We start from the raw sequence: 20,681 nt of genomic DNA on the forward strand, positions 1-20,681 counted from the left end.
CCTTTCACTGGGATTCATTTGTACTCGTACCGACGCCTCGACACCCTTGATGGGCATCGACGCAGTCGGTTGTCCTGGACTGGCGTCGCACTCATTTCTGTTATTGGCGAGGTACGTTTTCATGACACTCAAACCGCTGTTGCTGATTCCCGTCCTGGGGCTTGCCTGCTTGCTCAGCGCCTGCGCCGGGCCGATGCCCCAGCCCGACCCCAGCCAGGCCTGGATTGGCCTGCAGGAAGAGGCGCCCAACGACCTGATGGCCGAACGGGTGGACGGGAAGAAGGTCGACGATGGGCGTTATTTTGAGGTCAAGCCCGGCGCCCATCGCCTGGACGTGACCTTGTTTGAAGAGAGCGTCGGCGACTCCAATCAGCAAGACTGCAATGGCCATATCAGCTATAGCGGCTTCAAGGCCGGTGAACACTACAAACTGGTGGAGTCGAGCCTGGGGACCGAGGTGTCGGTTCGCTTGTATGACGCCAAGGGCAAGCAGGTGGCCAGCACCCATGGCTTTGCCTGCATGCCAGGCTGACGGGGCGGTTTGCGTCACTGAAACAAGGACGTTTCGCTCAAGCTAAAGAGACGGGGCCGACTATAGCGGCACGGTGAGCCGGGTGATGATGGAGGCCTTTATCCAGGCAACCGGGCGTTCGTCATGAAGCAAGAGGCGCAAGCGGCCGTCACCTCCACCGAGGTGGCATTCAATGAAGTGGCTCTAATGATCACCGCCGCACGGCAGCGGGCGGTGCGGGCGGTGAACACTGAACTGGTGGAGCTGTACTGGCAGGTCGGCGCCTATATCAGCCGCAAGCTCGAGGCGGCGGAATGGGGCGATGGCGTGGTCCAGCAATTGGCGGATTACCTGGCGCGGCAGCAGCCGGGGCTACGGGGGTTTACCCGGCGTAACCTGTTCCGCATGCGTCAATTCTATGAGGTCTATCGAGGGCAGGAGAAAGTGTCAGCAGTGCTGACACAATTACCCTGGACCCAGAACCTGATCATTCTTGCGCAAGGTAAATGCGCTCAAGAGCGCGAGTTTTACCTGCGCATGGCCATTCAGGAACAGTGGTCGACCCGAGAACTGGAACGACAGATCAAGTCCGCCCTGTTCGAACGCACGCTGACCCGCCCGGCAAGCGCCTCGGCTACCTTGAGACAGGCCCGTCCCGAGGCCCTGAAGGTCTTCAAGGATGCCTACATGGTGGAGTTTCTCGGCCTGGCCCAGGGGCATGATGAAGCCGATCTGCACCAGGGGCTGGTGCGCCAGCTCAAGGATTTTCTGATCGAGATGGGGCGCGACTTCTGCTTTGTCGCTTCTGGCTATCCCCTGCAGGTCGGCGGGCGCGATTTTGCCCTGGATCTGCTGCTGTTCCATCGTGGGTTGAATTGCCTGGTGGCCGTTGAACTCAAGGTCGGGCGCTTCGAACCGGAGTACCTGGGCAAGCTGGACTTCTACCTGGAGGCCCTGGACCGCCAGGTGCGCAAACCCCATGAAAACCCGGCGCTGGGCGTGTTGCTCTGTGCGAGCAAGCATGACGAGGTGGTGGAATATGCCCTCAACCGTTCACTGTCGCCGGCGTTGATCGCCGAGTACCGGACCCAACTGCCGGACAAGAAGCTGCTGCAGGCCAAGCTGCAGGAGTTTTATGCCCTGGACACCCAGACGCGGTGAGTCGAACGGCCATTGTGTCCTGGGTTCTGCACCGCCTTGCTGAGTCCTATGCGCACCCTGGCGCCGACCTTCGGCTCATTCCGGCTCACTGCCGAACCAGTCCGCCAGGCGTGCGCTGGCTTGTTCCCGGACCTCGGCGTTGATATGCGCAGCCACAGCCACCACTGAACCGGCCAGCAGCCCAAGGTCATCGGTGTATCCGGCCCCGGGAAGCAGGTCGGGGACCATGTCCAGCGGCAGTATGAAGTAACCCAGGGCAGCGTAGATGGTGGTCTTGGCCCAGATTGGGGTTTGTGGTCGTTGCGCTGCGTAGTAGAGCCACAGGGCTTTTTGGATCAAGGTCCGGCCGATGCGCGAGGCGTAGCGGCCGATCTTGCGCCAGAGACAGAGTTCAAGGGATTGGGTGGTGGACATGGCGCACTCCTGGGAGATACAGGTCCTGGCCATCGTCGCCGCCCGCGCCCCTGACCGGCAGAGGCCAATATTTCCCTGGCCGTTTCCCAGGCAGGAGCAGGCTTGCAGCCGAAGAGGCCGGTGACGGCGTCATCAATCCTCTGTCAGGTCAGCGGTGCCAGCGAGAGCCTGCGCTGGCAAGACCGCTCCTGCGCAGGGGCGGTGTATGCGTGGGTGTGCGCTTCAGCCGAGTCGGCGGGCCTCCAGGCGCTGGAACAGCAACATGCCCAGGAGCATCGCCAGGACGAATACCCAGGCTTGCCAGTGCCCGCCCGGCAACAGCACCAGGGCCGGCCCCGGGCAGATCCCGGCGATGCCCCAGCCGACGCCGAACAGCAGGCTGCCACCGATCAGGCGCCGATCGACACTGCGCTTGGCGGGAATCTGCATGGGGGCCCCGAGCAGCGAGCGCGAGCGGCCCATGGCCCAATGGAAGGGCCACCAGGCCGCCGCGATGGCGCCGAGCATCACCAGCGCCAGTGACGGGTCCCAGGTGCCCGCCAGATCGAGAAAGCCCAGGACTTTGGCCGGGTTGGCCATACCCGCCAGCAACAGGCCGATGCCGAACAGCAGGCCGGCGACAAAAGCGCTGAGTTTTCTCATGGCAGCAGCCCCAGTCCGTGGCGCAGCCCCCAGACCGTGGCGAAGCCGGTGCCCATGAAGCACAGGGTGGCGATGATCGAGCGTGGCGACAGTCGGGAAATACCGCAGACCCCGTGGCCGCTGGTGCAACCGGCGCCGTAGCGGGTACCGATGCCCACCAGCAGGCCGGCGCTGATCAGGCCGAGCAGACCGCCCTGGAACTCGGCGACGGGCAGGGCGTGAAACAGGCCCCAGAGCAGCGGCGCCAGCAGCAGCCCGAGGATGAACAGGGCTTTCTCGCCCCAGCCGTCGCTGCCCGGTTGCAGCAGGCTGCCGAGCAGGCCGCTGATTCCGGCGATGCGCCCGTTGGCGACGATCAACAGCCCGGCCGCCAGGCCGATCAACGCGCCCCCGGCCAGGGCCGAGCCCGGGGTGAAATGTGCGGCGTCAAAGAGCATATCGATTTCCTCTGCATGGCCCTTGCTGGTGCAGGGGCCGGTCATGGCTCAGGCATTTCCACCGCGCAACCGCAGCGTCGGTGCGTACGCCTGCGCTGGCAAGCCAGTGCCCATGGGGGATCTGTACCCGCTGTTGCAGGAGCCGGCTTGCCGGCGAAAGGGCCTCAATGGGACAGCCAACCCAAGGCCCCGCCCGCCAGCAGCAGCGCCGCCAGCATGCCAGTGATGGCAAACAATTGTTGCAGGCGCGGGCCGGCCAGGTGGCTGGCCACTTGTCGTCCCAGTACCAGGCCCACCACCGCGCCCAGGGCAAAGGGCGCACCCACGGCCCAGTGCATCACGCCGCTGAGGCTGGCGGTCACCACGCTGCCCAGGGACACCAGGGCAATCACCGCCAAAGAGGTGGCGACGATGCTCTTGCTGTCCAGGTTGGTGTAGCGGCTCAGGGCCGGGATGATCACGAAGCCGCCGCCGACGCCGAGCAACCCCGACAGCAGGCCCGAGAGCATGCCGGTGAAGGTCAGTGCCCGGGCGCAGGGCAGGGTCCAGCGCAAACGGCCCTGGGCCGGGTTGAGCACGCAGGGCAGGAACGCCGGGCGTGGCGCGACCTGGCCCTGCTTCAATTCCAGGCTGGCCTTGCGCAGGATGCGTCCGCAGGCGTACAGCAGCACCAGGGAAAACAGCAGGGCCAGGGGCAGGTTGGGCAGGCGGTGGGCCAGCCACAGCCCCAGCGGCGCCATGAGAATGCCAATGCTGGCGACAAACCCCGCCGCACGGTAGCGCACGATGCCCTGGCGCAGACCCAGCACCGCGCCGACGCTGGCGGCCAAGCCCACCGCCAGCAGGCCGATAGGGGCGGCCTCGACCATGCTCAAACCCAGGCCGAACACCAGCAGTGGCACCGCGAGGATGCCGCCGCCGGCTCCAGTCAGCGCCAGGATCGCGCCAATGACCGCCCCCAGCCCAGCGCCCAAAAGACTGTGTTCATTCATGTCTTCGGGGTGTCCGTGGCCAGGGTCGGTTGTGCCAGCCATTCATGGCCCTTGAGCATGCCGCGCCAGTACAGCGGCGGCAGGATTCGTTCCTTCAGCCACCAGGCGCGACGGGTCGGCTGGCGGCCGTCCAGCAGCCAGCGCGGGAAGCTCGGCGCCAGCTTGCCGCCGTAGGTGAATTCGGCGAGGACGATCTTGCCCCGTTCCACGGTCAGCGGGCAGGAGCCGTAGCCGTCGTACTCGGCCAGCCGGGTCAGGCGCTTGAGGGCCACCAGCACGTTGTTGGCCACCACTGGTGCCTGCTTGCGTGCCGCTGCGGCGGTCTTGGCATTGCTGGTGTTGGTGGCATCGCCCAGGCCGTGGACATTGATGAAGCGCTTGTGGCGCAGGCTATGGGGATCGACATCGACCCAGCCAGCGGCGTCGGCCAGGGGGCTTTGGCGGATAAAGTCCGGGGCGCATTGCGGCGGCACCACATGCAGCAGGTCGAAGGCACGCTCAAGGGTTTCCTGGCTGCCGTCGGCCAGGGTGCGCACGAAGGTTGCGCGCTGGGCCGGGCCGTTCACCGCCACCAGGTTGTGGCCGAAATCCAGTTCGATGCCGTACTTCTTCACGTATTCCATCAGCGCCGGCACATAGTCGGCGACGCCGAACAGCACGCCGCCGGCATTCAGGAAGCGCGGCTTGATCGACTCCAGGCGGCCGTCGCGCCGCCAGTGGTCGCAGGACAGGTACATGGCTTTCTGCGGCGCCCCGGCGCACTTGATCGGCATTGGCGGCTGGCTGAATAGCGCCTCGCCCTGTTGCAGCTGCTGCACCTGTTGCCAGGTGTAGGGCGCCAGGTCGTAGCGGTAGTTGGAGGTCACGCCGTGGTTGCCCAGGGCCTGGGGCAGGCCGTCGATGGCCGCCCAGTCGAGCTTGAGCCCGGGGCACACCACCAGTTGGTCGTAGCCCAGCACGCGGCCGTCGTCCAGCACCAGGGCATTGTTGTCTGGTTCGAACAGGCTGACGGCGTGCTGCAGCCACTTGACGCCCTTGGGCATCAGCGCGGCCATGCTGCGTTCGGTGGACTGGGCGCTGAACACCCCGGCACCCACCAGGGTCCAACCGGGTTGATAGTAGTGGCTGCTGGCCGGGTCGATGATCGCCACGTCCAGGTGTGGATCGCGGGACATGAGGCTGGCGGCGACGGCAATGCCAGCGGCACCGCCACCGACGATCAGCACCTGATGGCTGCCGTCGACGGCGCGCAGGGCCGGGTTGAAGGGACGCATGGCAAGTTCTCCGTGTGGAGTCAGTAATCGTTATAGGGTGTTCAGGGGAATCTTCAGGTAGCTCACGCCGTTGTCTTCGGGCTCGGGGAAGTGCCCGCTGCGCATGTTGACCTGCACCGAAGGCAGGATCAGCACCGGCATGTCCAGGGTTGCGTCGCGGGCTTCGCGCATCTTCACGAAGCTGTCTTCGTCGACGCCCTGATGGATATGAATGTTGTTGGCGCGCTGCTCGGCAACGGTGGTCATGTACTGCAGTTCGCGGCCGTTGGGCAGGTAGTCGTGGCACATGAACAGCCGGGTCTCTGGGGGCAGGGCGAGGATCTTGCCGATGGAACGGTACAGGGTCCGCGCATCAGCTCCGGGGAAGTCGCAGCGGGCGGTGCCGTAGTCGGGCATGAACAGGGTGTCGCCGACAAAGGCCACGCACTCGTCGCCCACCTGCACCAGGTAGGTCATGCAGGCCGGGGTGTGTCCCGGGGTGTGCAGCGCCCGGGCGCTGAGGCCGCCGATGGCGAATTCGGCGCCGTCTTCGAGCAGCACGTCGAACTGGCTGCCATCCCGGGCAAAGGCCGGGGCTTCGTTGAACAGCGCACCGAAGACTTTCTGCACCCGGGTGATCTGATTGCCGATGGCCACTTGGGCCCCCAGCTGGTCCTTGAGGTAGGCGGCAGCAGACAGGTGGTCGGCGTGCACGTGGGTTTCCAGAATCCAGTCGACCCGGGCGTCCAGCTCGCGCACCCGGGCGATCAGGCGGTCGGCGGACTCGGTGCGGGTGCGGCCGGATTTCGGGTCATAGTCCAGCACGCTGTCGATCAGCGCGCAGCGGCGGCTGGCCTGGTCCATCACCAGGTAGCTGATGGTCCAGGTGTGAGGGTCGAAAAAGGCTTCTACACGCAGCGTGTCGCTGATGATCATGGGGCACTCCAGGCAATGAAGGTGAGGGCAGTCTGCGCTGTCGCTCGTCCCTTGGACTGTCAATAAACGTGCCAACCTCGAGCACCCGGATTGGCCACCTGTTCATTGAAGTAGAAGGCCGCAGAGGCTGCCATCAGGCGTTTTTCGAGGCGACTGCCAGCGTCATCTGGCAGTGATATGGCAGTTTGTGACAGAAAATGGCAGAAGGCCGCGGCGTGCTTTAAGCTGCCGCCACTGCCTCGGAGTTGCCCCATGTCCCTGATCGCCACCGACCGTGCCCAGCCGTCCATGTCTGCCCTGGTGTCCTACCTCGAACACGACCCGCAACCGACCATCGTGCTCGACACCGACTACAACATCATCGCCGCCAACACCGCCTACCAGCGCCAGTTCGGCGTGGCCGGCAAGCCCCATGTGGGCGCCAAGTGCTATCGCGTGTCTCACCAGTTCGCCGTGCCCTGCGACCAGGCCGGCGAGCATTGCCCGATGCGCAAGGCCCATGACAGCCGGGTGCCGGAGCGCATGCTGCACATTCATCACACACCTCGCGGCCCCGAGCATGTGGATGTGGAGCTGCGGCCGATCATTGGCGAGGCCGGCACCGTGGTGGCCTATGTCGAACGCCTGAGCTCAGTGGCGGTGGCGTCGGTGCAGCCCCAGCAGAAGGGCCTGGTGGGCCGCTCGCCAGCCTTCAACGAAGCCTTGAGCGCCTTGCAGCGGGCGGCCCCGGCGCCGATTCCGGTGCTGCTGCAGGGTGAGTCCGGCACCGGCAAGGAACTCTTTGCCCGTGCCCTGCACGATGGCAGCCCCCGGGCCAGCGGGCCGCTGGTGGTGGTGGACTGCACCGGGCTCACCGAAACCCTGCTGGAAAGCGAATTGTTCGGCTATGAAAAGGGCGCCTTTACCGGCGCCCTGCAACGTAAGATCGGCCTGGCGGAAGCGGCCCATGGCGGCACCCTGTTTCTCGACGAAATCGGCGAGGTGCCCCTGGCCATGCAGGTCAAGCTGCTGCGCCTGATCGAGTCCGGCAGCTTCCGCCCGGTGGGCAGCCTGCGCACCGTGCACTCGGACTTCCGCCTGGTGGCGGCGACCCACAAGCCGCTCAAGGAAATGGTCGCCGCTGGCACCTTTCGCCAGGACCTGTACTACCGCATCAGCGCCTTCCCGATCCGCCTGCCGGCCCTGCGCGAACGCAGCGACGACCTGCCGCTGCTGATCGACAGCCTGCTGCGCCGCCTCGATCCCGGGGTGGTGCCGCGGGTCGATCCCCAGGCTCTTGAGCAGCTGCGCTTGTACACCTACCCAGGGAACATCCGCGAGCTGCGCAACATCCTCGAACGGGCGCGGTTGTTCAGTGATGACGGGGTGATCCGCCCGCAGGACCTGCCGGCGGAACTGCGCAGCCCACAGGCACCGGTCCCGGTGACCCGCCGTCGCACCGGCAAGGACCTGGAACAGCTGGCCCATGCCCTGGAAGTGTTCGACGGCTCGCGCAGCGAGTTGGCCAAGACCCTGGGCCTGAGCGAGCGAACCCTGTACCGGCGGCTCAAGGCCCTGGGCTTGTAGTGGCGCGCAGAGCGCGGGGAAGGCAGCCTCAGCCCTGGGCGGAGTGCTCCTTGAGGGGCAGGTCGCAGGCCATGACCCACATGCCGATCTGCTCCAGGTCGGTGCTGAACGGCACCTCGTCGACTTGGCGCAGGCCGGCGCTTTCATAAAAGCGCCGGGCGCCGCTGTTGCTCTTGAGCACGTCCAGCCACAGGCAGGATTCCCCGGCGGCGCTGGCCCGTTGCAACACGTGTTCGAGCAGGCGCCGACCATGACCCTGGCCGGCCTGGGACTTGAGCAGGTAGATCTTCTGCAGTTCGGCCCCGAGCCGGCCGCTGCCCGGCGTCGGGCGGGCCCAGTTGAGCTTGGCAAAGCCGATGGGCTGGTGCTGCGGGTCCAGGGCCAGCAGCCACAGGTGCCGGTCCCGGGCCGCTACGGACGCTTCGAGGTTGGCGGGGGAGAAGTCCTGGTCGAGAAACTGCTGCATGCCGTCAGTCGTCCAGATCGCCGCGAAGTGTTCGCGGTAGGTGGCGCAGCCTATGGCCTGCAGGGCATCGATATCGCGGCTGTCGGCTTCACGGATGGTGATCATGCTTCACTCCTTGAGGGCGGTCGGACCGGGCGCAGCAGCTTAACCCTTGGCGCGAGGAGGCTCCAGTGCGCAGCGGTGAAGGTGCAGGGCACGATGGCGAGCGGTCGTGGTCGTAGTGTTCAGCCCCTTTTTTGCGGCGCGCAGCCTGTCCGCTGTGGCGCCGGTTCTGACTGGAGATGCCATGAGCCAGGCCGTACTTGCTACCGAAACCAATCGCCGCCAGTTGCAGCAGATCATCGCCGGTCTGTCCGACGGGGTGATCCTGATCGAGACCGACAAGGCCCGCAGCCTGCTCTGGGCCAATGAAGCGGCGCTGGCCATGCATGGCGTCGGCGAGGTCGGCGAGCTGGGGGCCAATGTCCGCGAGTACGCCCGGCGCTATGCCTTGCGCTATCGCAACAATCACCCCCTGGCCCTGGAGGCCTATCCCATCAATCGGGTGGCCGCCGGTGAAACCTTCAGCGACGTGGTGGTGGAAGTGCAGGCCGAGATCGACGGCGAACCGCGGCACTGGGTGCACCGGGTGCGCAGCATGATCCTCACCGATCGCAGCGGCGCGCCGGAATCCCTGGTGCTGATCCTCAGCGATGCCAGCGACTGGGCCAGCGCTGAACAGCGCTTTGAAAAGACCTTCAACGCCAACCCGGCGCCAGCGGTGATCTGCCGCCTCAGTGACTTGCGCTATATCAAGGTCAACCAGGGCTTCCTGGAAATGACCGGCTATGCCCGGGACCAGGTGATCGGCCGCTCGGTGTACGAGCTGGATGTGCTGGAGGACGCCGAGCACAAGGACCTGGCCATCGAGCGCCTGGGGCAGGGCGCGACCATTCCGCAGATGCAGGCCGAGCTGCGCCTGCCCGACGGCGGCAGCAAGCTGGTGATCGTCGCCGGCCAGCCCCTGGACATCAACGACGAGGATTGCATGCTGTTTTCCTTCATGGACCTGGAGCCGCGGCGCAAGATCGAGATTGCCCTGCGCCAGAGCGAGGAACGCTTTGCCAAGTCGTTCCGCCTGACCCCGGTGCCGACCCTGGTGTGCAGCGCCGAGCAGCAGATCGTCGACGTCAACGAGGCCTTTCTCAATACCTGCGGCTACAGCAGCGAAGAGCTGCTGGGCAAGAACGTCGGCGCCATCGGGTTCATCGCCGAAGCTGCGGCGGCCAGCCAACTGTTCAGTCAACTGGAGAAGGCCGGCAACGTCGATGGCCTGGACCTCAAGGTGCGCCAGAAGAACGCCGGGCTGATCGATTGCGTGGCCTACGCCGACACCGTGCTCATCCAGGACAGCCCCTGTTACCTGCTGGTGCTGATGGACATCACTGAGCGCAAGCGCTCCGAACTGGAGCTGGTGGGCGCCATCGAGGAAGTGATGCGCGACGCTTCCTGGTTCAGCCGAACCCTGATCGAAAAGCTGGCCAACGTGAGAAGCCCCAAGGCCCGGGACACGCCTGGGGTGTCCTCTGCCGACCTGACGGCCCGCGAGCGGGAAGTGCTGGGGTTGATCTATCAGGGATTGGCAGACAAAGAAATTGCCGCCCAGCTGAAGCTGGCGCCCAACACCGTGCGCAATCATGTCGCCACTCTGTATTCCAAGCTCGGTGTGCACAGCCGGGGCGAAGCCATCGTCTGGGCCCGGGAGCGCGGGCTGTTCGTCGGCACGGTTGGCAGTCGGGGACGCTGAACTGGTGCATATGCACCAGGGCAACCCGTGCAAATGCGCCTTCTTTGCGTGGTGGGTGTTTTCTACCCTTGGAGCTGCCACAGCTCCGGTCAATGGGGCTGTGGCAGAGCACAACCACAGCACAAGGACAGCCCGCATGGGTGATGAACAGAGCAAGGGCACCGCGACCGATCAGGCACCGGCGGTGCTCACCCAGGCCCAATGGCGCGCCTGTATCGAACAGCGCCTGGCGCCCCTGGCCTGCAGTTTCAGCCATGCCGGCGACGGCACCCTGACCCTGCGGGTGTTCGAGCCCGACAGCGGCCGGGTCGATCTGGTGGTCAGCGGGTTGCGCATCAAGTCCCTGCAGAGCGAGGCCGACGTATTGCGGCTCATTGACGAGTTGCTCTACGAGCTGGACAGCAACTCCCTGGGCCACCTGTAGCCGCTGCCGAAGGCTGCGAACGCTCTGGGCGGCACTCCGTCGCAGGAGGTGCTGCTTTTGAGGTCGCTGAAGGTCCTGCGGACCTTTTCGCAGCTTCGCAGGCTCAGCAGCGGCTACAGGGCTGGGTGGGTCAGTTGTCGGCGATCAGGCTTGGCCGGCAATCCAGGCTCAGGCGCGCGCCGCCGCGTTCGCTGCTGCCCACTTCGAGCTTGAAGCCGTGCAGGCTGACAATCGCCGCGACAATCGACAGGCCCAGGCCAAAGCCGCCTTGGGCGTTGCTTTCGTCGACCCGGTAGAAGCGCCGGAACACCGCCGCCCGTTCCGCCGGGGGAATGCCGGGACCTGAGTCCAGCACCTCCAGGCGCGGGCTGCCGTCATCGTCGAGGCCGCGCAGTATCACTTCGCCGCCTGGCGGGGTGAACTTGATCGAGTTGCTCAGCAGGTTGGCCAGGGCCTCGAACAGCAAGGCGCGGTCGCCGGTGAGCCGGGGCAGGCTGGCCGGCACATCCAGCACCAGGGTCAGGCGGCCTTCTTCGGCCAGGGGCAGGTAGAAGTCGTACAGCTCGTGGAGCAGGGGCAGGGGATCGAGTTCGAGAAAGCCCGAGCGCCGTTGCTGGTCCTCCAGTTCGGAGATGCGCAGCAGTCCGCGAAAGCGCGCCATCAAGGTGTCGGCCTCGGCCAGCAGCTGGTCCATCTGCAGGGCCTGGGGCGAACCTTCCTCGGCCTGTTGCTGCAGGCGATAGAGCTGGGCCCGCAGGCGGGTCAGCGGGGTGCGCAGGTCGTGGGCGATGTTGTCGCACACGCCCTTGACCTCATGCATCAGCCGCTCGATGCGTTCGAGCATGGCGTTGACGATGGCCGCCAGCATGTCCAGTTCGTCACGCCGGTCCGATAGCGGCAGGCGCCGGGTAAGGTCGCCGGCGACGATGGCCTCGGCGCTGGCCTGGATCTGGCGGATGCGCCGTAACGGCCGGCGGCGCAGCAGATGCCAGCCGGCGACCCCGGGAATGATGGTCAGGGAAATCCCCCACAGCAGCGCGTGGAGAATGATCCGGGTCACCGCGAACAGCGAGCCGTTGTCGCGCACCAGCACCAGCCAGCGGCCGTCCCGGGTGTGGGTGGCCACCGCGTCGCAGCTGTCGCGGGGCAGGTTCGTGTCGTCGGAGTCGATGCAGTTCTTCAACTCGTGGATCTGGCCGTCCAGGGGCAGGTCCTCGGGGATCTGCCGGATCGGTCCGCTCAAGGGCCGGCGCTGTTCGTCGAACAGGCCGTAGGCGTCGATGGCGCGCATGTCGAAGGTCATGCTGGTGGCCAGGGCTTCCACCAGTTGCTCGCCTTCGAAGCGCGCGAACAGGTGCTGGCGCTGCATCAGCGAGTGCTTGGCCAGGCTGTCCAGGTAGGTGGAGACTTCGTAGTACAGCACCCCCATGAGGATGCAGCTCCAGGCCACGAACAGCGTGCTGTAGAGCGCCAGTAGGCGGCTGCTGGAGGAGCGCCAGCCCTTAGAGGGGTTCAGCAATGACATAGCCCGAGCCTCGCACGGTGCGGATCAACGGGGTCATGCCGGGCGGGTCGATTTTTTTGCGCAGGCGGCCGATGTGCACGTCGATCAGGTTGGTTCCCGGGTCGAAGTGATAACCCCAGACCTCTTCGAAGATCATCATCCGCGAGAGGATCTGCCCGGTGTTGCGCATGAGGAATTCCAGCAGCTTGTACTCGGTGGGCAGCAGGCTCAGCAACTGGTCGGCGCGGGTCGCTTCGCGGCTGATCAGGTTCAGCTCCAGGTCGGCCACTCGCAGGCTGGTGGCGAAATCCTTGACCGTGTTCTTGCGTCGCAGCAGCACCTCGACCCGGGCCGCCATCTCGTCGGAGGCGAAGGGCTTGGTCAAGTAGTCGTCGCCGCCGGCACGCAGGCCGCGTACTCGTTCGTCGACGTCGGAGAGGGCGCTGATCATCAGGATCGGCGTCGACACACCGATGGTGCGCAGGGTGGTGACGATGGCCAGGCCGTCCAGTTCCGGCAGCATGCGGTCCAGGGTGATCAGGTCGTAGTCGCCGCTCACGGCGCGCACCAGGCCTTCGCGGCCGTTGTCCACCCAGTCCACGTCGAGGCCGTGGCTGCTCAGTTCGGCGACGATCTCCCGGGCCGTCACGGCGTCGTCTTCGATGGTCAGAATGCGGGTCATAGGCGTTACCTGCTTAGCGGTTCGTGACACAGGCGGGCATTTTGCCAAGAAACCAGGGGCGGGATTCTAAATAAACTTTCATCTGGCTTGTCGTCCGGTCTGCACGGTTCGAGTCGGGGAGGGTGAAGCTTGATATCATCCGGCCACTTTTTTGCCAGGAGGCATCACCATGAGTGCCCTGACTCGGGTCGGCTGGAAGCCCTTTTTCGCGGTGTGCCTGATGCTGCTGTGCAGCGCGGCGGCCCAGGCGGCCAATCAACCCTGTTCCGGAAAGAAAGGCGGCATCGCCCGTTGTGACGGCGAGCTGTTCCTGTGCAATGACGGCTCCATCAGCGCTTCGAAGAAGAACTGCGCGCTGATGTTCGGCCAGCGTTCTTCCACCCCCCGCGCCGAGCCGCTGCTGCGTGATACCCAGGGTTGCACCTGCGGCAGCGGCAGTTTCTGCACCGGGCCACGGGGCGGGGTCTATTGCCTGACGCCCAGTGGCAACAAGAGCTACAAGCGTCGTTAGGCTCTGTACCAAGCGTTTTGAGACGAAGCTCAGGCAAGGCGAAAACGGTCGAGGAACGGCCGGGGGCGCGTTCGACTTTACGGTTTGTAACAATGCCAATGTTCATAAGGTTCGCGCGGCTGTCGTCGATGCCTTGAACCACTAATTGGGGACAGGGCCCTGACCTTTGGCGGCGGTCGCGCAGGGGCCGTGGTATGTCTTAAAGGCGCCGCTGCCGGGCTTCTGCCGGCCGCGGCTTTTTGTGGCGTGTATCGCAAGTTTCAGAGACAAGGCACTGCTTTGAGGGACACCGTCCTTTTGCTTGGCCCAGATCAATATTTCTGTCAGACAAAAACACTAGATTTGCCCGCGCTCGGTTCTGACAGCCACTTCGGAACCGCGGTGTGACCGCGTCCTTGCCCCAGGACTCCAGGCGGCAGGATGCCGGTAACCCCACTCACTTCTCACGGATGAACCGCAATGCGTCAGATAGACCGCAATTTTGATATTCAGCCGCTGCAGCATGCGGACATGACCATCAGTCTCAACGGCCAGCCGGTCACTGCCGCCCTGGGTGAAACAGTCCTCAGCGTGATCCAGGCCACCGGCCTGCGCCAGGTGGCGCGCAATGATCACGGACAGTTGGTCGGTGCCTACTGCGGCATGGGCGTGTGCCATTGCTGCCTGGTGCAGATCGACGGCCGCCACAAGCGCCGCGCCTGCCAGACTCTGGTCAAGCCGGGCATGCAGGTGCAGACCCTGAGCAACCGCATCAGCGAGACGGAGCCCACGGTATGAGCCTGAACCCGGTGATTGTCGGCGGAGGGCCGGCGGGCATGGCGGCGGCTATCGAACTGGCCAAGCACGGCGTGCGCAGCACCCTGATCGAAGAAGCCTCGCGCCTGGGTGGCGTGGTCTTTCGCGGCCCGCTGCGCGATGGCGTGCAGCTGGATTACCTGGGGCCGCGCTACTGCGAGACGCTGGCCAAGCTGCACGGCGAATTTTCCGATCACGAGCAGATGATCGAGGTGCGCCTCAACCACCGGGTGATCGGCGCCGAGGGCCTTGACAGCCTGATGCTGCTGGATGCCGACGAGCAGGTGCAGCGGGTGGCCTATGGGCAATTGTTGCTGGCGGCCGGCTGCCATGAACGCAGCGTACCGTTTCCCGGTTGGACGCTGCCGGGGGTCAAGTTGCTCGGTGGCCTGCAACTGCAGATCAAGAGCGGCGTGGTCAAGCCGCAAGGTCCCGTGGTGATCGCCGGCACCGGGCCCTTGCTGCCACTGGTGGCGTGCCAGTTGCACGCCTCGGGCGTGCGGGTGGCCGGGGTCTACGAGGCCAGTGCCTTGAGCAAGATCGCCAAGCAGAGCCTGGCCCTGCTGAACAAGCCCCAGCTGTTTCTCGACGGCCTGAGCATGCTGGCCTACCTCAAGCTTCACAGCATCCCCCTGCGCTATGGCTGGGGCGTGGTCGAGGCCCAGGGCCAGGACGCCTTGAGTGTGGTCACGGTTGCCCCTTATTCCGCCGACTGGCAGCCGGACATGGCCAAGGCCGAGCGCATCGCCGCCCAGACCCTGGCGGTGGGTTATGGCTTCATTCCCCGCACCCAACTGAGCCAGCAGATGGGCCTGGATCACGGCTTCAGCGATGACGGCTATCTGCGGGCCAACGCCAACGCCTGGCAGCAGAGCAGCGAGCCGCACATCCATCTGGCCGGCGACATGGGTGGGATTCGCGGTGGTGAAGCGGCGATGCTCACCGGCCGCATCGCGGCGCTGTCGATCCTCATGCAGCGCGATGTGCTGAGCAACGAGGCGGCCTTGCAACGGCGCCAGGGCTACGAGCGCAAACTGGCCTCGATCCTGCGCTTTCGCGGCGCGGTGGACCGCTATACCGCACGTGGCACCGGGCAGATAGACCTGCCCAAGGGCGACACGGTGATTTGCCGCTGTGAACACACCACTCGCAACGATATCGAGCGCGCCCTGAGCCAGGGCGTGCAGGACATGGCCAGCCTGAAAATGCGCACCCGGGTGAGCATGGGCGACTGCCAGGGGCGGATGTGCGTCGGCTATTGCAGCGACCGCCTGCGCCAGGCCACCGGACGCAAGGATGTGGGCTGGATTCGCCCGCGCTTCCCGTTGGACCCGATTCCGTTTTCCGCCTTTGCAGCCCCAGACCAGGAGGTCCCCGGACATGAGTAAGTATTACGACGTGGTGATTGCCGGTGGCGGCGTGATCGGGGCGTCCTGCGCCTATCAGTTGTCCAAGCGCAAAGACCTCAGAGTGGCGCTGATCGACGCCAAGCGTCCGGGCAACGCCAGCCGGGCTTCGGCCGGCGGCCTGTGGGCCATCGGCGAGTCGGTGGGCCTGGGCTGCGGAGTGATCTTCTTTCGCATGATGTCGGCCAACCGCAAGCGCGAGGCCCAGGGTTCGGCGGTGGTGGTGGACTCCAGCACCCCGCACATCCTGCCGCAGTCGTTCTTCGACTTCGCCCTGCAGTCCAACGAGCTGTACCCGCGCCTGCACCGCGAACTGATCGGCCTGCACGGCATGGACTTCAAGTTCGAACAGACCGGGCTCAAGTTCGTCATCTATGACGACGAGGACCGCCTGTACGCCGAACACATTGTCGGTTGCATCCCGCACCTGTCCGATCAAGTGCGCTGGCTCGACCAGGCGGCCCTGCGCGCCGCCGAGCCGAAGGTCAGCCACGAAGCCCAGGGCGCCCTGGAGTTCCTCTGCGATCACCAGGTCAACCCCTTCCGCCTGACTGATGCCTACACCGAAGGCGCACGGCAGAACGGCGTGGATGTGTACTTCAACACCAACGTCACCGGGGTCCTGCACCAGGGCAACCGGGTCAGTGGAGTACAAACCGCCGAGGCCGGGCTGTTCCATTGCTCGACCCTGATCAATGCCGCCGGTGCCTGGGCCGCCGAGCTGAGCCTGCAGGCCACTGGGGTGGAGATTCCGGTCAAGCCGGTGAAGGGCCAGATCCTCCTCACCGAGCGCATGCCCAAGCTGCTCAATGGTTGCCTGACCACCAGCGACTGCTACATGGCGCAGAAGGACAACGGCGAGATCCTGATTGGCAGCACCACCGAGGACAAGGGCTTCGACGTCAGCACCACCTACCCGGAAATCAACGGCCTGGTGCAGGGGGCAGTGCGCTGCATTCCCGAGTTGGCCCAGGTCAACCTCAAGCGCTGCTGGGCGGGCCTGCGTCCGGGCTCGCCGGACGAGTTGCCGATTCTTGGGCCGATGGATGGGGTCGAGGGTTACCTCAACGCCTGCGGACACTTCCGTACCGGCATCCTGACCTCGGCGATCACCGGCGTACTGCTGGACAAACTGGTGAACGACGAAGCCCTGCCGCTGGACATCACTCCGTTCCTGGCCCGGCGTTTCGCCACCGCCCCGGTGAAGAAACAGCCCGAACCGGCCTGACAGATCCCCACGGAGATCTGTTGGACTTGCGTAGGAGCTGGCTTGCCAGCGAAAGCGTTTCCGAGAGCACTGCACGGCTCGCGGGCCTCTTCGCCGGCAAGCCGGCTCCTGCGGTCGGCAGGGTCTGTTGGACTGTCGTAGGCGCTGGCTTGCCTGCGAAAGCGTGTCCAAGAGCGCTGCACGGCTCACGGGTCTCTTCGCCAGCAAGCCGGCTACGGTGATGACGCTGTGTGGGTCAGGTGGCGGGGGTGTCGAGGAACACCGGCAGTTGTTCGGCGTATTCGGCAAAACCGCGCACCGCCGGGAACTGCTCGGGACCGAACTGATCCGCCACCATCATCTGGCTGAAACTCCAGGCCACCGCCAGGCTGATCCCGGCCTGGCTCAGGGCGCCGTCCTGGGGCAAGGGCTGTTTCTGCAGTTCCTGTTCCAACTCGGCATAGGCGGCCTGCAATTGGCCGCCGATCCGCTCCAGCCAGGGGCCGTGCTGTTTCTCCGCCGGACGCAGCTTTCGTTCGTAGACAATCTGCACCGACTTCTCACAGGCCGCCAGGGCCAGGCCGATCAACTGCAACTCATGCAAACGCGCTGGCAGGGCCACGGGCATCAGGCTCCTTTGCGGGCCGGCCAGGCTTTCCAGGTAGTCGAGGATCAGGCTCGAATCCATCAGCACTTCACCCCCGTCGCAGACCAGGGTGGGTGCCTTGACCACCGGGTTGATGGCCTTGAACTGCTCGAAGGTGCTGAATACCGAGACCGAATGATGCTCGAAGGGCAGGTCCATGCATTTGAGGCTGATGGCGACACGGCGCACGTAGGGTGAATCGAGCATTCCAATGAGTTTCATCGCGTATTTCCTTGTCTTGAACGGCGCAACGGATGGGGACGGCGCGGTTAATGTAGCGGCATTGAATCGGCCTTGCACAGCTCCTTGCCATGGCTCAGCAGCGGCTACAGGGCCAGTGCCGATCCGAGGTTGGTGTAGCCGCTGCCGCAGGCTGCGAGCGGCACGAAGGGCCGCAGCGTTCTTGAGGCCGCTGCGGGTTCGGCTGGCGATCGTCAAGCAAGGTCCTGCGGACCTTTGCGCAGCTTCGCGGGCTCAGCAGCGGCTACAGCAATGCAGGTAATCGGCGACCGGCAGGTGCTCGTCGCGTGCCCACAGGTGCTAGCGCTGCCATGGTCGCAGGCACCACCAGACCAGGCCCAGGGCGACGCTGAACAGGCCGGTCAGGGCTTGCAGCGAACCGGCCGGGCTGTCTGCCAGCAGGCTGGCAAGCAGTCCGCAGCCCGCGGTCATGGCCATCTGGATAAAAAAGAACAGCCCCGAGGCGGTGCCCGCCACCGCCGCATAGGGTTGCAGGATCGCCAACTGGCAGGCGGGTATCGCCAGGCCCACCGAAAGCATCAGCGGCAGCATCGGCAGGACGATTGCCCACAGGTTGTCGGGCCACAGGCTGCGGGCAAGCAGCAGCAGGCCGGCGCCAGCCAGGTTCAGCACACAGGCCCCGGCAATCAGGCGGTCGGCGCTGTGGCGTACCCCCAGGCGCTGGAACAGTCGCGAGCCCAGCAGGTAGCCGGCCACGGTGGCGGCGAACACCAGGGCATAAGCGCTGGAAGACAGCCCCAGCTGGCGCTGCAACAGCGCCGGCGATTGCAGGATAAAAGGGAAGTAGGTGCAGTACAGGCAGCCGATGGCCAGGGAGTAGCGCATGAAATAGGCCTCCCCCAGCAGGCGCAGGTACAGGCGCGGCAGGCTTCTGGCGGCCACGGGGCAGAGCTGGGGCGGGCGGGTTTCGGCAAGCCGCTTGTACATCAGCAGCCAGGCCGCCGCGGCCACCAGGCTCAGGCACAGAAACAAGCCGCGCCAGCCCAGCAGGTGGTCGATCAGGCTGCCCAGCGGCGGCGCCAGCATCGGCGACAGGGCAATGCCCATGGACAACAGCCCGAGCAATCGCGGCTGCTCCTCGGGGGCGCAGCGGTCGCGGACCATGACCCGGCCGATCAGGGTGCCGCAGCAACCGCCCAACGCTTGCAGCAGGCGGGCGACCATCAGCACCTCGACGCTGGCGGCGAGCATGCAGGCCAGGCTGGCCAGCAAGAACAGCGCCGTGCCCGCCAGCAGCACCGGGCGTCGGCCATAACGGTCGCACAGCGGCCCGCCCAGCAGCATCGACAGCGCATAGCCGAGCATGTACAGGCTCAGGGTCAGTTGCAGCTGGGCGTCGCTGGCCACCAGGTCGTCGGCCATGGCCGGCAGCGCCGGCAGGTACAGGTCGATGCTGATCCGCGGCAGGCAGACCACCACCAGCAGCAACAAGGTCCAGAGCCAGGGGGCGAGGGCGGGTTCAATAGCGATGGAACGGGTGGTGGAGGGGGCAACGGGTGGCATGGCAGGCTCGGGGCAAGGGGGGACGGCGCTGAAATTAAGGTCTTTATGGTTTAATGCCGAGCACCGTTTAGAGCGCTTTTGACTGGACCACTATGAGCCGTGGAAAACACCCCGTGCCCCTCGACCTGCCCCTGCCGGAGCGCATGGATGAAACCCTGGGCAAGCAGGACAGCGCCTACGCTGCCTTGCGTCAGGCGATTCTGGAAAAGCGCCTGCCGGCCGGCTGCCGCTTGCCTTCGACCCGCACCCTGGCCCAGCGCTGGGGCCTGTCCCGGGGCACCCTGGAAGTGGTCTTCGACCGCCTGCGCAGCGAAGGCTATGTGAGTCGCGCCAGCGGTTCAGGGACCCGGGTCTGCGCGGTGGTGCCGGACCTGTATCTGAGCGCGCCTGCACGCGTTGCACCGGCATCCACCCGTGACAACGAGCCCTTGTATCCGCCGCTGAGCGTACGTGCCGGCCAGCCCTTCGTGGCCCGGCTGGCCGACCCGGCGCTGTTCCCCCTGCAACGCTGGACCCGTTCCCTGACCCGAGCCCTGGGCAGTGCCACGGCGCAATCGCTGTGCGATGCCGACCCCGCCGGCCTGCCGGCGCTGCGCCAGCAGATCGCCGAGTACCTGGGGCAGCACCGCGGCATCGCCTGCCATGCCGGGCAAGTGATGATCACCACCGGCATTCGCCACGGCCTCGATCTGCTGGCCCGCAGCCTGCTCAGTGCAGGGGACAAGGTTTGTATCGAAGACCCCGGCTACCTTTCGGCCCAGGGCCTGTTTGCCCTGGCCGGTGCGCGGCTGGTGCCGATTCCGGTGCAGGAGGAGGGCATCGACGTGGCGCAACTGCAAGGCCACCGCGATGCACGCATGGTCTACGTGACCCCGGCCCATCAGGCGCCCCTGGGCATGACCATGCCGGTGTCCCGGCGTCTGGCGCTGCTGGAATGGGCTCGGCACAGCGACACTTGGGTGGTGGAAGACGATTACGACAGCGAATTCAACTACCAGAGCGCGCCCCTGGCGGCTCTCAAGTCTCTGGACCCGGATGACCGGGTGATCTACTGCGGCAGTTTCAACAAGACCCTGTTCGCCGGTTTGCGGGTGGGCTTCATGCTGGTGCCCGAGGCGCTGCGTGCCCGGCTGCTGGCCACCTTGCAGAACACCGGGCGCTCGGTGGGGGTGATCGAACAGTTGGCCCTGGCCGACTACATCGCCAGTGGCGCCTTTCTGCGTTGCCTGCGGGCGGCGCGTCAGGCGTATCAGGAGCGCCGCGACCTGCTGCTGGCGATTCTCGCGCGGGAGGCGCGCGGCTGTTACCGCATCAGTGGCCAGCAGGCCGGGCTGCATCTGCTCCTGGAGTTGCCGCCGGGCAGCGACGAGGCGGGCTTTCGCCAGCGCGCGGCAGAGCAGGGCCTGCTGCTGCAAGGGGTGATTGAACATTGCCAGCAGGTGCGCCGGCCGCCAGCGGTGATCATCGGCTATGCGGCCCTGAGCCTGGCGCAGATCCGCTTCAGCGGTGCGCGTCTGGCGGCGCTGCTGGTGGCCGAGGCGGGGCAGGAACATGAGCGGTGAGCCCTGACGGTCATCG

21 protein-coding genes are annotated in these 20,681 nt (G+C 65.7%); 10 read left to right on the top strand and 11 right to left on the bottom strand.

What is annotated here, in order from left to right:
- The first annotated feature begins 121 nt into the window (after nucleotides 1-121).
- Together KHO49_RS27380 and KHO49_RS27385 are read left to right on the top strand one after the other, a co-directional pair.
- Nucleotides 122-532, top strand: a complete 411-nt coding sequence (locus KHO49_RS27380; RefSeq protein ID WP_170004963.1) for a PA0061/PA0062 family lipoprotein — start codon at nucleotides 122-124, stop codon at nucleotides 530-532.
- Nucleotides 533-655: 123 nt separating this feature from the next.
- The gene (locus tag KHO49_RS27385; RefSeq protein ID WP_213666194.1) at nucleotides 656-1,672 is read left to right on the top strand and encodes a PDDEXK nuclease domain-containing protein; all 1,017 of its coding nucleotides are present in this window, start codon (nucleotides 656-658) and stop codon (nucleotides 1,670-1,672) included.
- Between the two features lie 75 nt (nucleotides 1,673-1,747).
- Here the strand turns inward: KHO49_RS27385 and KHO49_RS27390 are convergent, their stop codons facing one another.
- The 6 genes from KHO49_RS27390 to KHO49_RS27415 all read right to left on the bottom strand — a co-directional run bounded on the left by KHO49_RS27390 (nucleotide 1,748) and on the right by KHO49_RS27415 (nucleotide 6,346).
- Complete coding sequence (locus KHO49_RS27390; RefSeq protein WP_102864425.1) at nucleotides 1,748-2,086, bottom strand: YkvA family protein; 339 nt, start codon at nucleotides 2,084-2,086, stop codon at nucleotides 1,748-1,750.
- A 222-nt stretch (nucleotides 2,087-2,308) separates the two neighbouring features.
- Nucleotides 2,309-2,728, bottom strand: a complete 420-nt coding sequence (locus tag KHO49_RS27395; RefSeq protein WP_110597259.1) for a DUF6691 family protein — start codon at nucleotides 2,726-2,728, stop codon at nucleotides 2,309-2,311.
- On the bottom strand, nucleotides 2,725-3,165 hold the full coding sequence (locus tag KHO49_RS27400) for a YeeE/YedE family protein (protein ID WP_213666195.1): 441 nt from the start codon (nucleotides 3,163-3,165) through the stop codon (nucleotides 2,725-2,727). The genes KHO49_RS27395 and KHO49_RS27400 overlap by 4 nt, the downstream gene beginning before the upstream one ends.
- 164 nt (nucleotides 3,166-3,329) lie before the next feature.
- A complete protein-coding gene (locus tag KHO49_RS27405) occupies nucleotides 3,330-4,157 on the bottom strand; it encodes a sulfite exporter TauE/SafE family protein (protein ID WP_102879770.1) in 828 nt (275 codons plus the stop codon).
- A complete protein-coding gene (locus KHO49_RS27410) occupies nucleotides 4,154-5,431 on the bottom strand; it encodes an NAD(P)/FAD-dependent oxidoreductase (RefSeq protein WP_213666196.1) in 1,278 nt (425 codons plus the stop codon). Before KHO49_RS27410 ends, KHO49_RS27405 begins: the two co-directional genes overlap by 4 nt.
- Before the next feature lie 30 nt (nucleotides 5,432-5,461).
- Nucleotides 5,462-6,346 carry an MBL fold metallo-hydrolase gene (locus tag KHO49_RS27415; protein ID WP_102879768.1) on the bottom strand — a complete coding sequence of 295 codons (885 nt, stop codon included), beginning with the start codon at nucleotides 6,344-6,346 and terminating at the stop codon, nucleotides 5,462-5,464.
- Between the two features lie 252 nt (nucleotides 6,347-6,598).
- Between KHO49_RS27415 and KHO49_RS27420 the strand changes: the two genes are divergently transcribed.
- The gene (locus KHO49_RS27420) at nucleotides 6,599-7,912 is read left to right on the top strand and encodes a sigma-54 interaction domain-containing protein (RefSeq protein WP_213666197.1); all 1,314 of its coding nucleotides are present in this window, start codon (nucleotides 6,599-6,601) and stop codon (nucleotides 7,910-7,912) included.
- Nucleotides 7,913-7,940: 28 nt separating this feature from the next.
- On the opposite strand, the gene KHO49_RS27425 is transcribed toward KHO49_RS27420, so the two are convergent.
- Nucleotides 7,941-8,483 carry a GNAT family N-acetyltransferase gene (locus KHO49_RS27425; protein ID WP_102879765.1) on the bottom strand — a complete coding sequence of 181 codons (543 nt, stop codon included), beginning with the start codon at nucleotides 8,481-8,483 and terminating at the stop codon, nucleotides 7,941-7,943.
- A 181-nt stretch (nucleotides 8,484-8,664) separates the two neighbouring features.
- On the opposite strand from KHO49_RS27425, the gene KHO49_RS27430 reads away from it, so the two are divergent.
- Nucleotides 8,665-10,164: a helix-turn-helix transcriptional regulator gene (locus tag KHO49_RS27430; protein WP_102879764.1), complete on the top strand. Its 1,500-nt coding sequence runs from the start codon at nucleotides 8,665-8,667 to the stop codon at nucleotides 10,162-10,164.
- Nucleotides 10,165-10,300: 136 nt separating this feature from the next.
- Nucleotides 10,301-10,588, top strand: a complete 288-nt coding sequence (locus KHO49_RS27435; RefSeq protein ID WP_110653417.1) for a DUF1652 domain-containing protein — start codon at nucleotides 10,301-10,303, stop codon at nucleotides 10,586-10,588.
- 130 nt (nucleotides 10,589-10,718) lie between these two features.
- Here KHO49_RS27435 and KHO49_RS27440 read toward each other — a convergent pair whose 3' ends face one another.
- Nucleotides 10,719-12,113, bottom strand: coding sequence for a sensor histidine kinase (locus KHO49_RS27440; protein ID WP_110597262.1), 1,395 nt, complete (start codon nucleotides 12,111-12,113; stop codon nucleotides 10,719-10,721).
- The gene (locus KHO49_RS27445; protein WP_060838882.1) at nucleotides 12,091-12,774 is read right to left on the bottom strand and encodes a response regulator transcription factor; all 684 of its coding nucleotides are present in this window, start codon (nucleotides 12,772-12,774) and stop codon (nucleotides 12,091-12,093) included. The genes KHO49_RS27440 and KHO49_RS27445 overlap by 23 nt, the downstream gene beginning before the upstream one ends.
- Before the next feature lie 169 nt (nucleotides 12,775-12,943).
- Here KHO49_RS27445 and KHO49_RS27450 point away from each other — a divergent pair, with 169 nt between their 5' ends.
- From KHO49_RS27450 to hcnC, 4 genes are all read left to right on the top strand, one after another.
- Nucleotides 12,944-13,285 (top strand): YdcA family protein, encoded by a 342-nt coding sequence (locus tag KHO49_RS27450; protein WP_213666198.1) that lies wholly within the window; start codon nucleotides 12,944-12,946, stop codon nucleotides 13,283-13,285.
- Nucleotides 13,286-13,744: 459 nt separating this feature from the next.
- Nucleotides 13,745-14,062: a cyanide-forming glycine dehydrogenase subunit HcnA gene (hcnA, locus tag KHO49_RS27455; RefSeq protein ID WP_102864437.1), complete on the top strand. Its 318-nt coding sequence runs from the start codon at nucleotides 13,745-13,747 to the stop codon at nucleotides 14,060-14,062.
- Nucleotides 14,059-15,468: a cyanide-forming glycine dehydrogenase subunit HcnB gene (gene hcnB, locus KHO49_RS27460; protein WP_102864438.1), complete on the top strand. Its 1,410-nt coding sequence runs from the start codon at nucleotides 14,059-14,061 to the stop codon at nucleotides 15,466-15,468. Before hcnA ends, hcnB begins: the two co-directional genes overlap by 4 nt.
- Nucleotides 15,461-16,714: a cyanide-forming glycine dehydrogenase subunit HcnC gene (gene hcnC, locus KHO49_RS27465; protein ID WP_102864439.1), complete on the top strand. Its 1,254-nt coding sequence runs from the start codon at nucleotides 15,461-15,463 to the stop codon at nucleotides 16,712-16,714. The genes hcnB and hcnC overlap by 8 nt, the downstream gene beginning before the upstream one ends.
- Before the next feature lie 235 nt (nucleotides 16,715-16,949).
- Here the strand turns inward: hcnC and KHO49_RS27470 are convergent, their stop codons facing one another.
- Entirely contained in the window at nucleotides 16,950-17,561 is a 612-nt protein-coding gene (locus tag KHO49_RS27470) for a glutathione S-transferase (RefSeq protein WP_213666199.1), read from the bottom strand.
- Between the two features lie 318 nt (nucleotides 17,562-17,879).
- The gene (locus KHO49_RS27475) at nucleotides 17,880-19,103 is read right to left on the bottom strand and encodes a multidrug effflux MFS transporter (protein WP_213666200.1); all 1,224 of its coding nucleotides are present in this window, start codon (nucleotides 19,101-19,103) and stop codon (nucleotides 17,880-17,882) included.
- Nucleotides 19,104-19,195: 92 nt separating this feature from the next.
- Here KHO49_RS27475 and pdxR point away from each other — a divergent pair, with 92 nt between their 5' ends.
- Nucleotides 19,196-20,665, top strand: coding sequence for a MocR-like pyridoxine biosynthesis transcription factor PdxR (gene pdxR / locus KHO49_RS27480; RefSeq protein WP_213666201.1), 1,470 nt, complete (start codon nucleotides 19,196-19,198; stop codon nucleotides 20,663-20,665).
- Nucleotides 20,666-20,681: the final 16 nt, after the last annotated feature.

This window comes from Pseudomonas sp. RC4D1 (genome assembly GCF_018390395.1).
In the GTDB taxonomy this organism is placed as follows: domain Bacteria; phylum Pseudomonadota; class Gammaproteobacteria; order Pseudomonadales; family Pseudomonadaceae; genus Aquipseudomonas; species Aquipseudomonas danubii.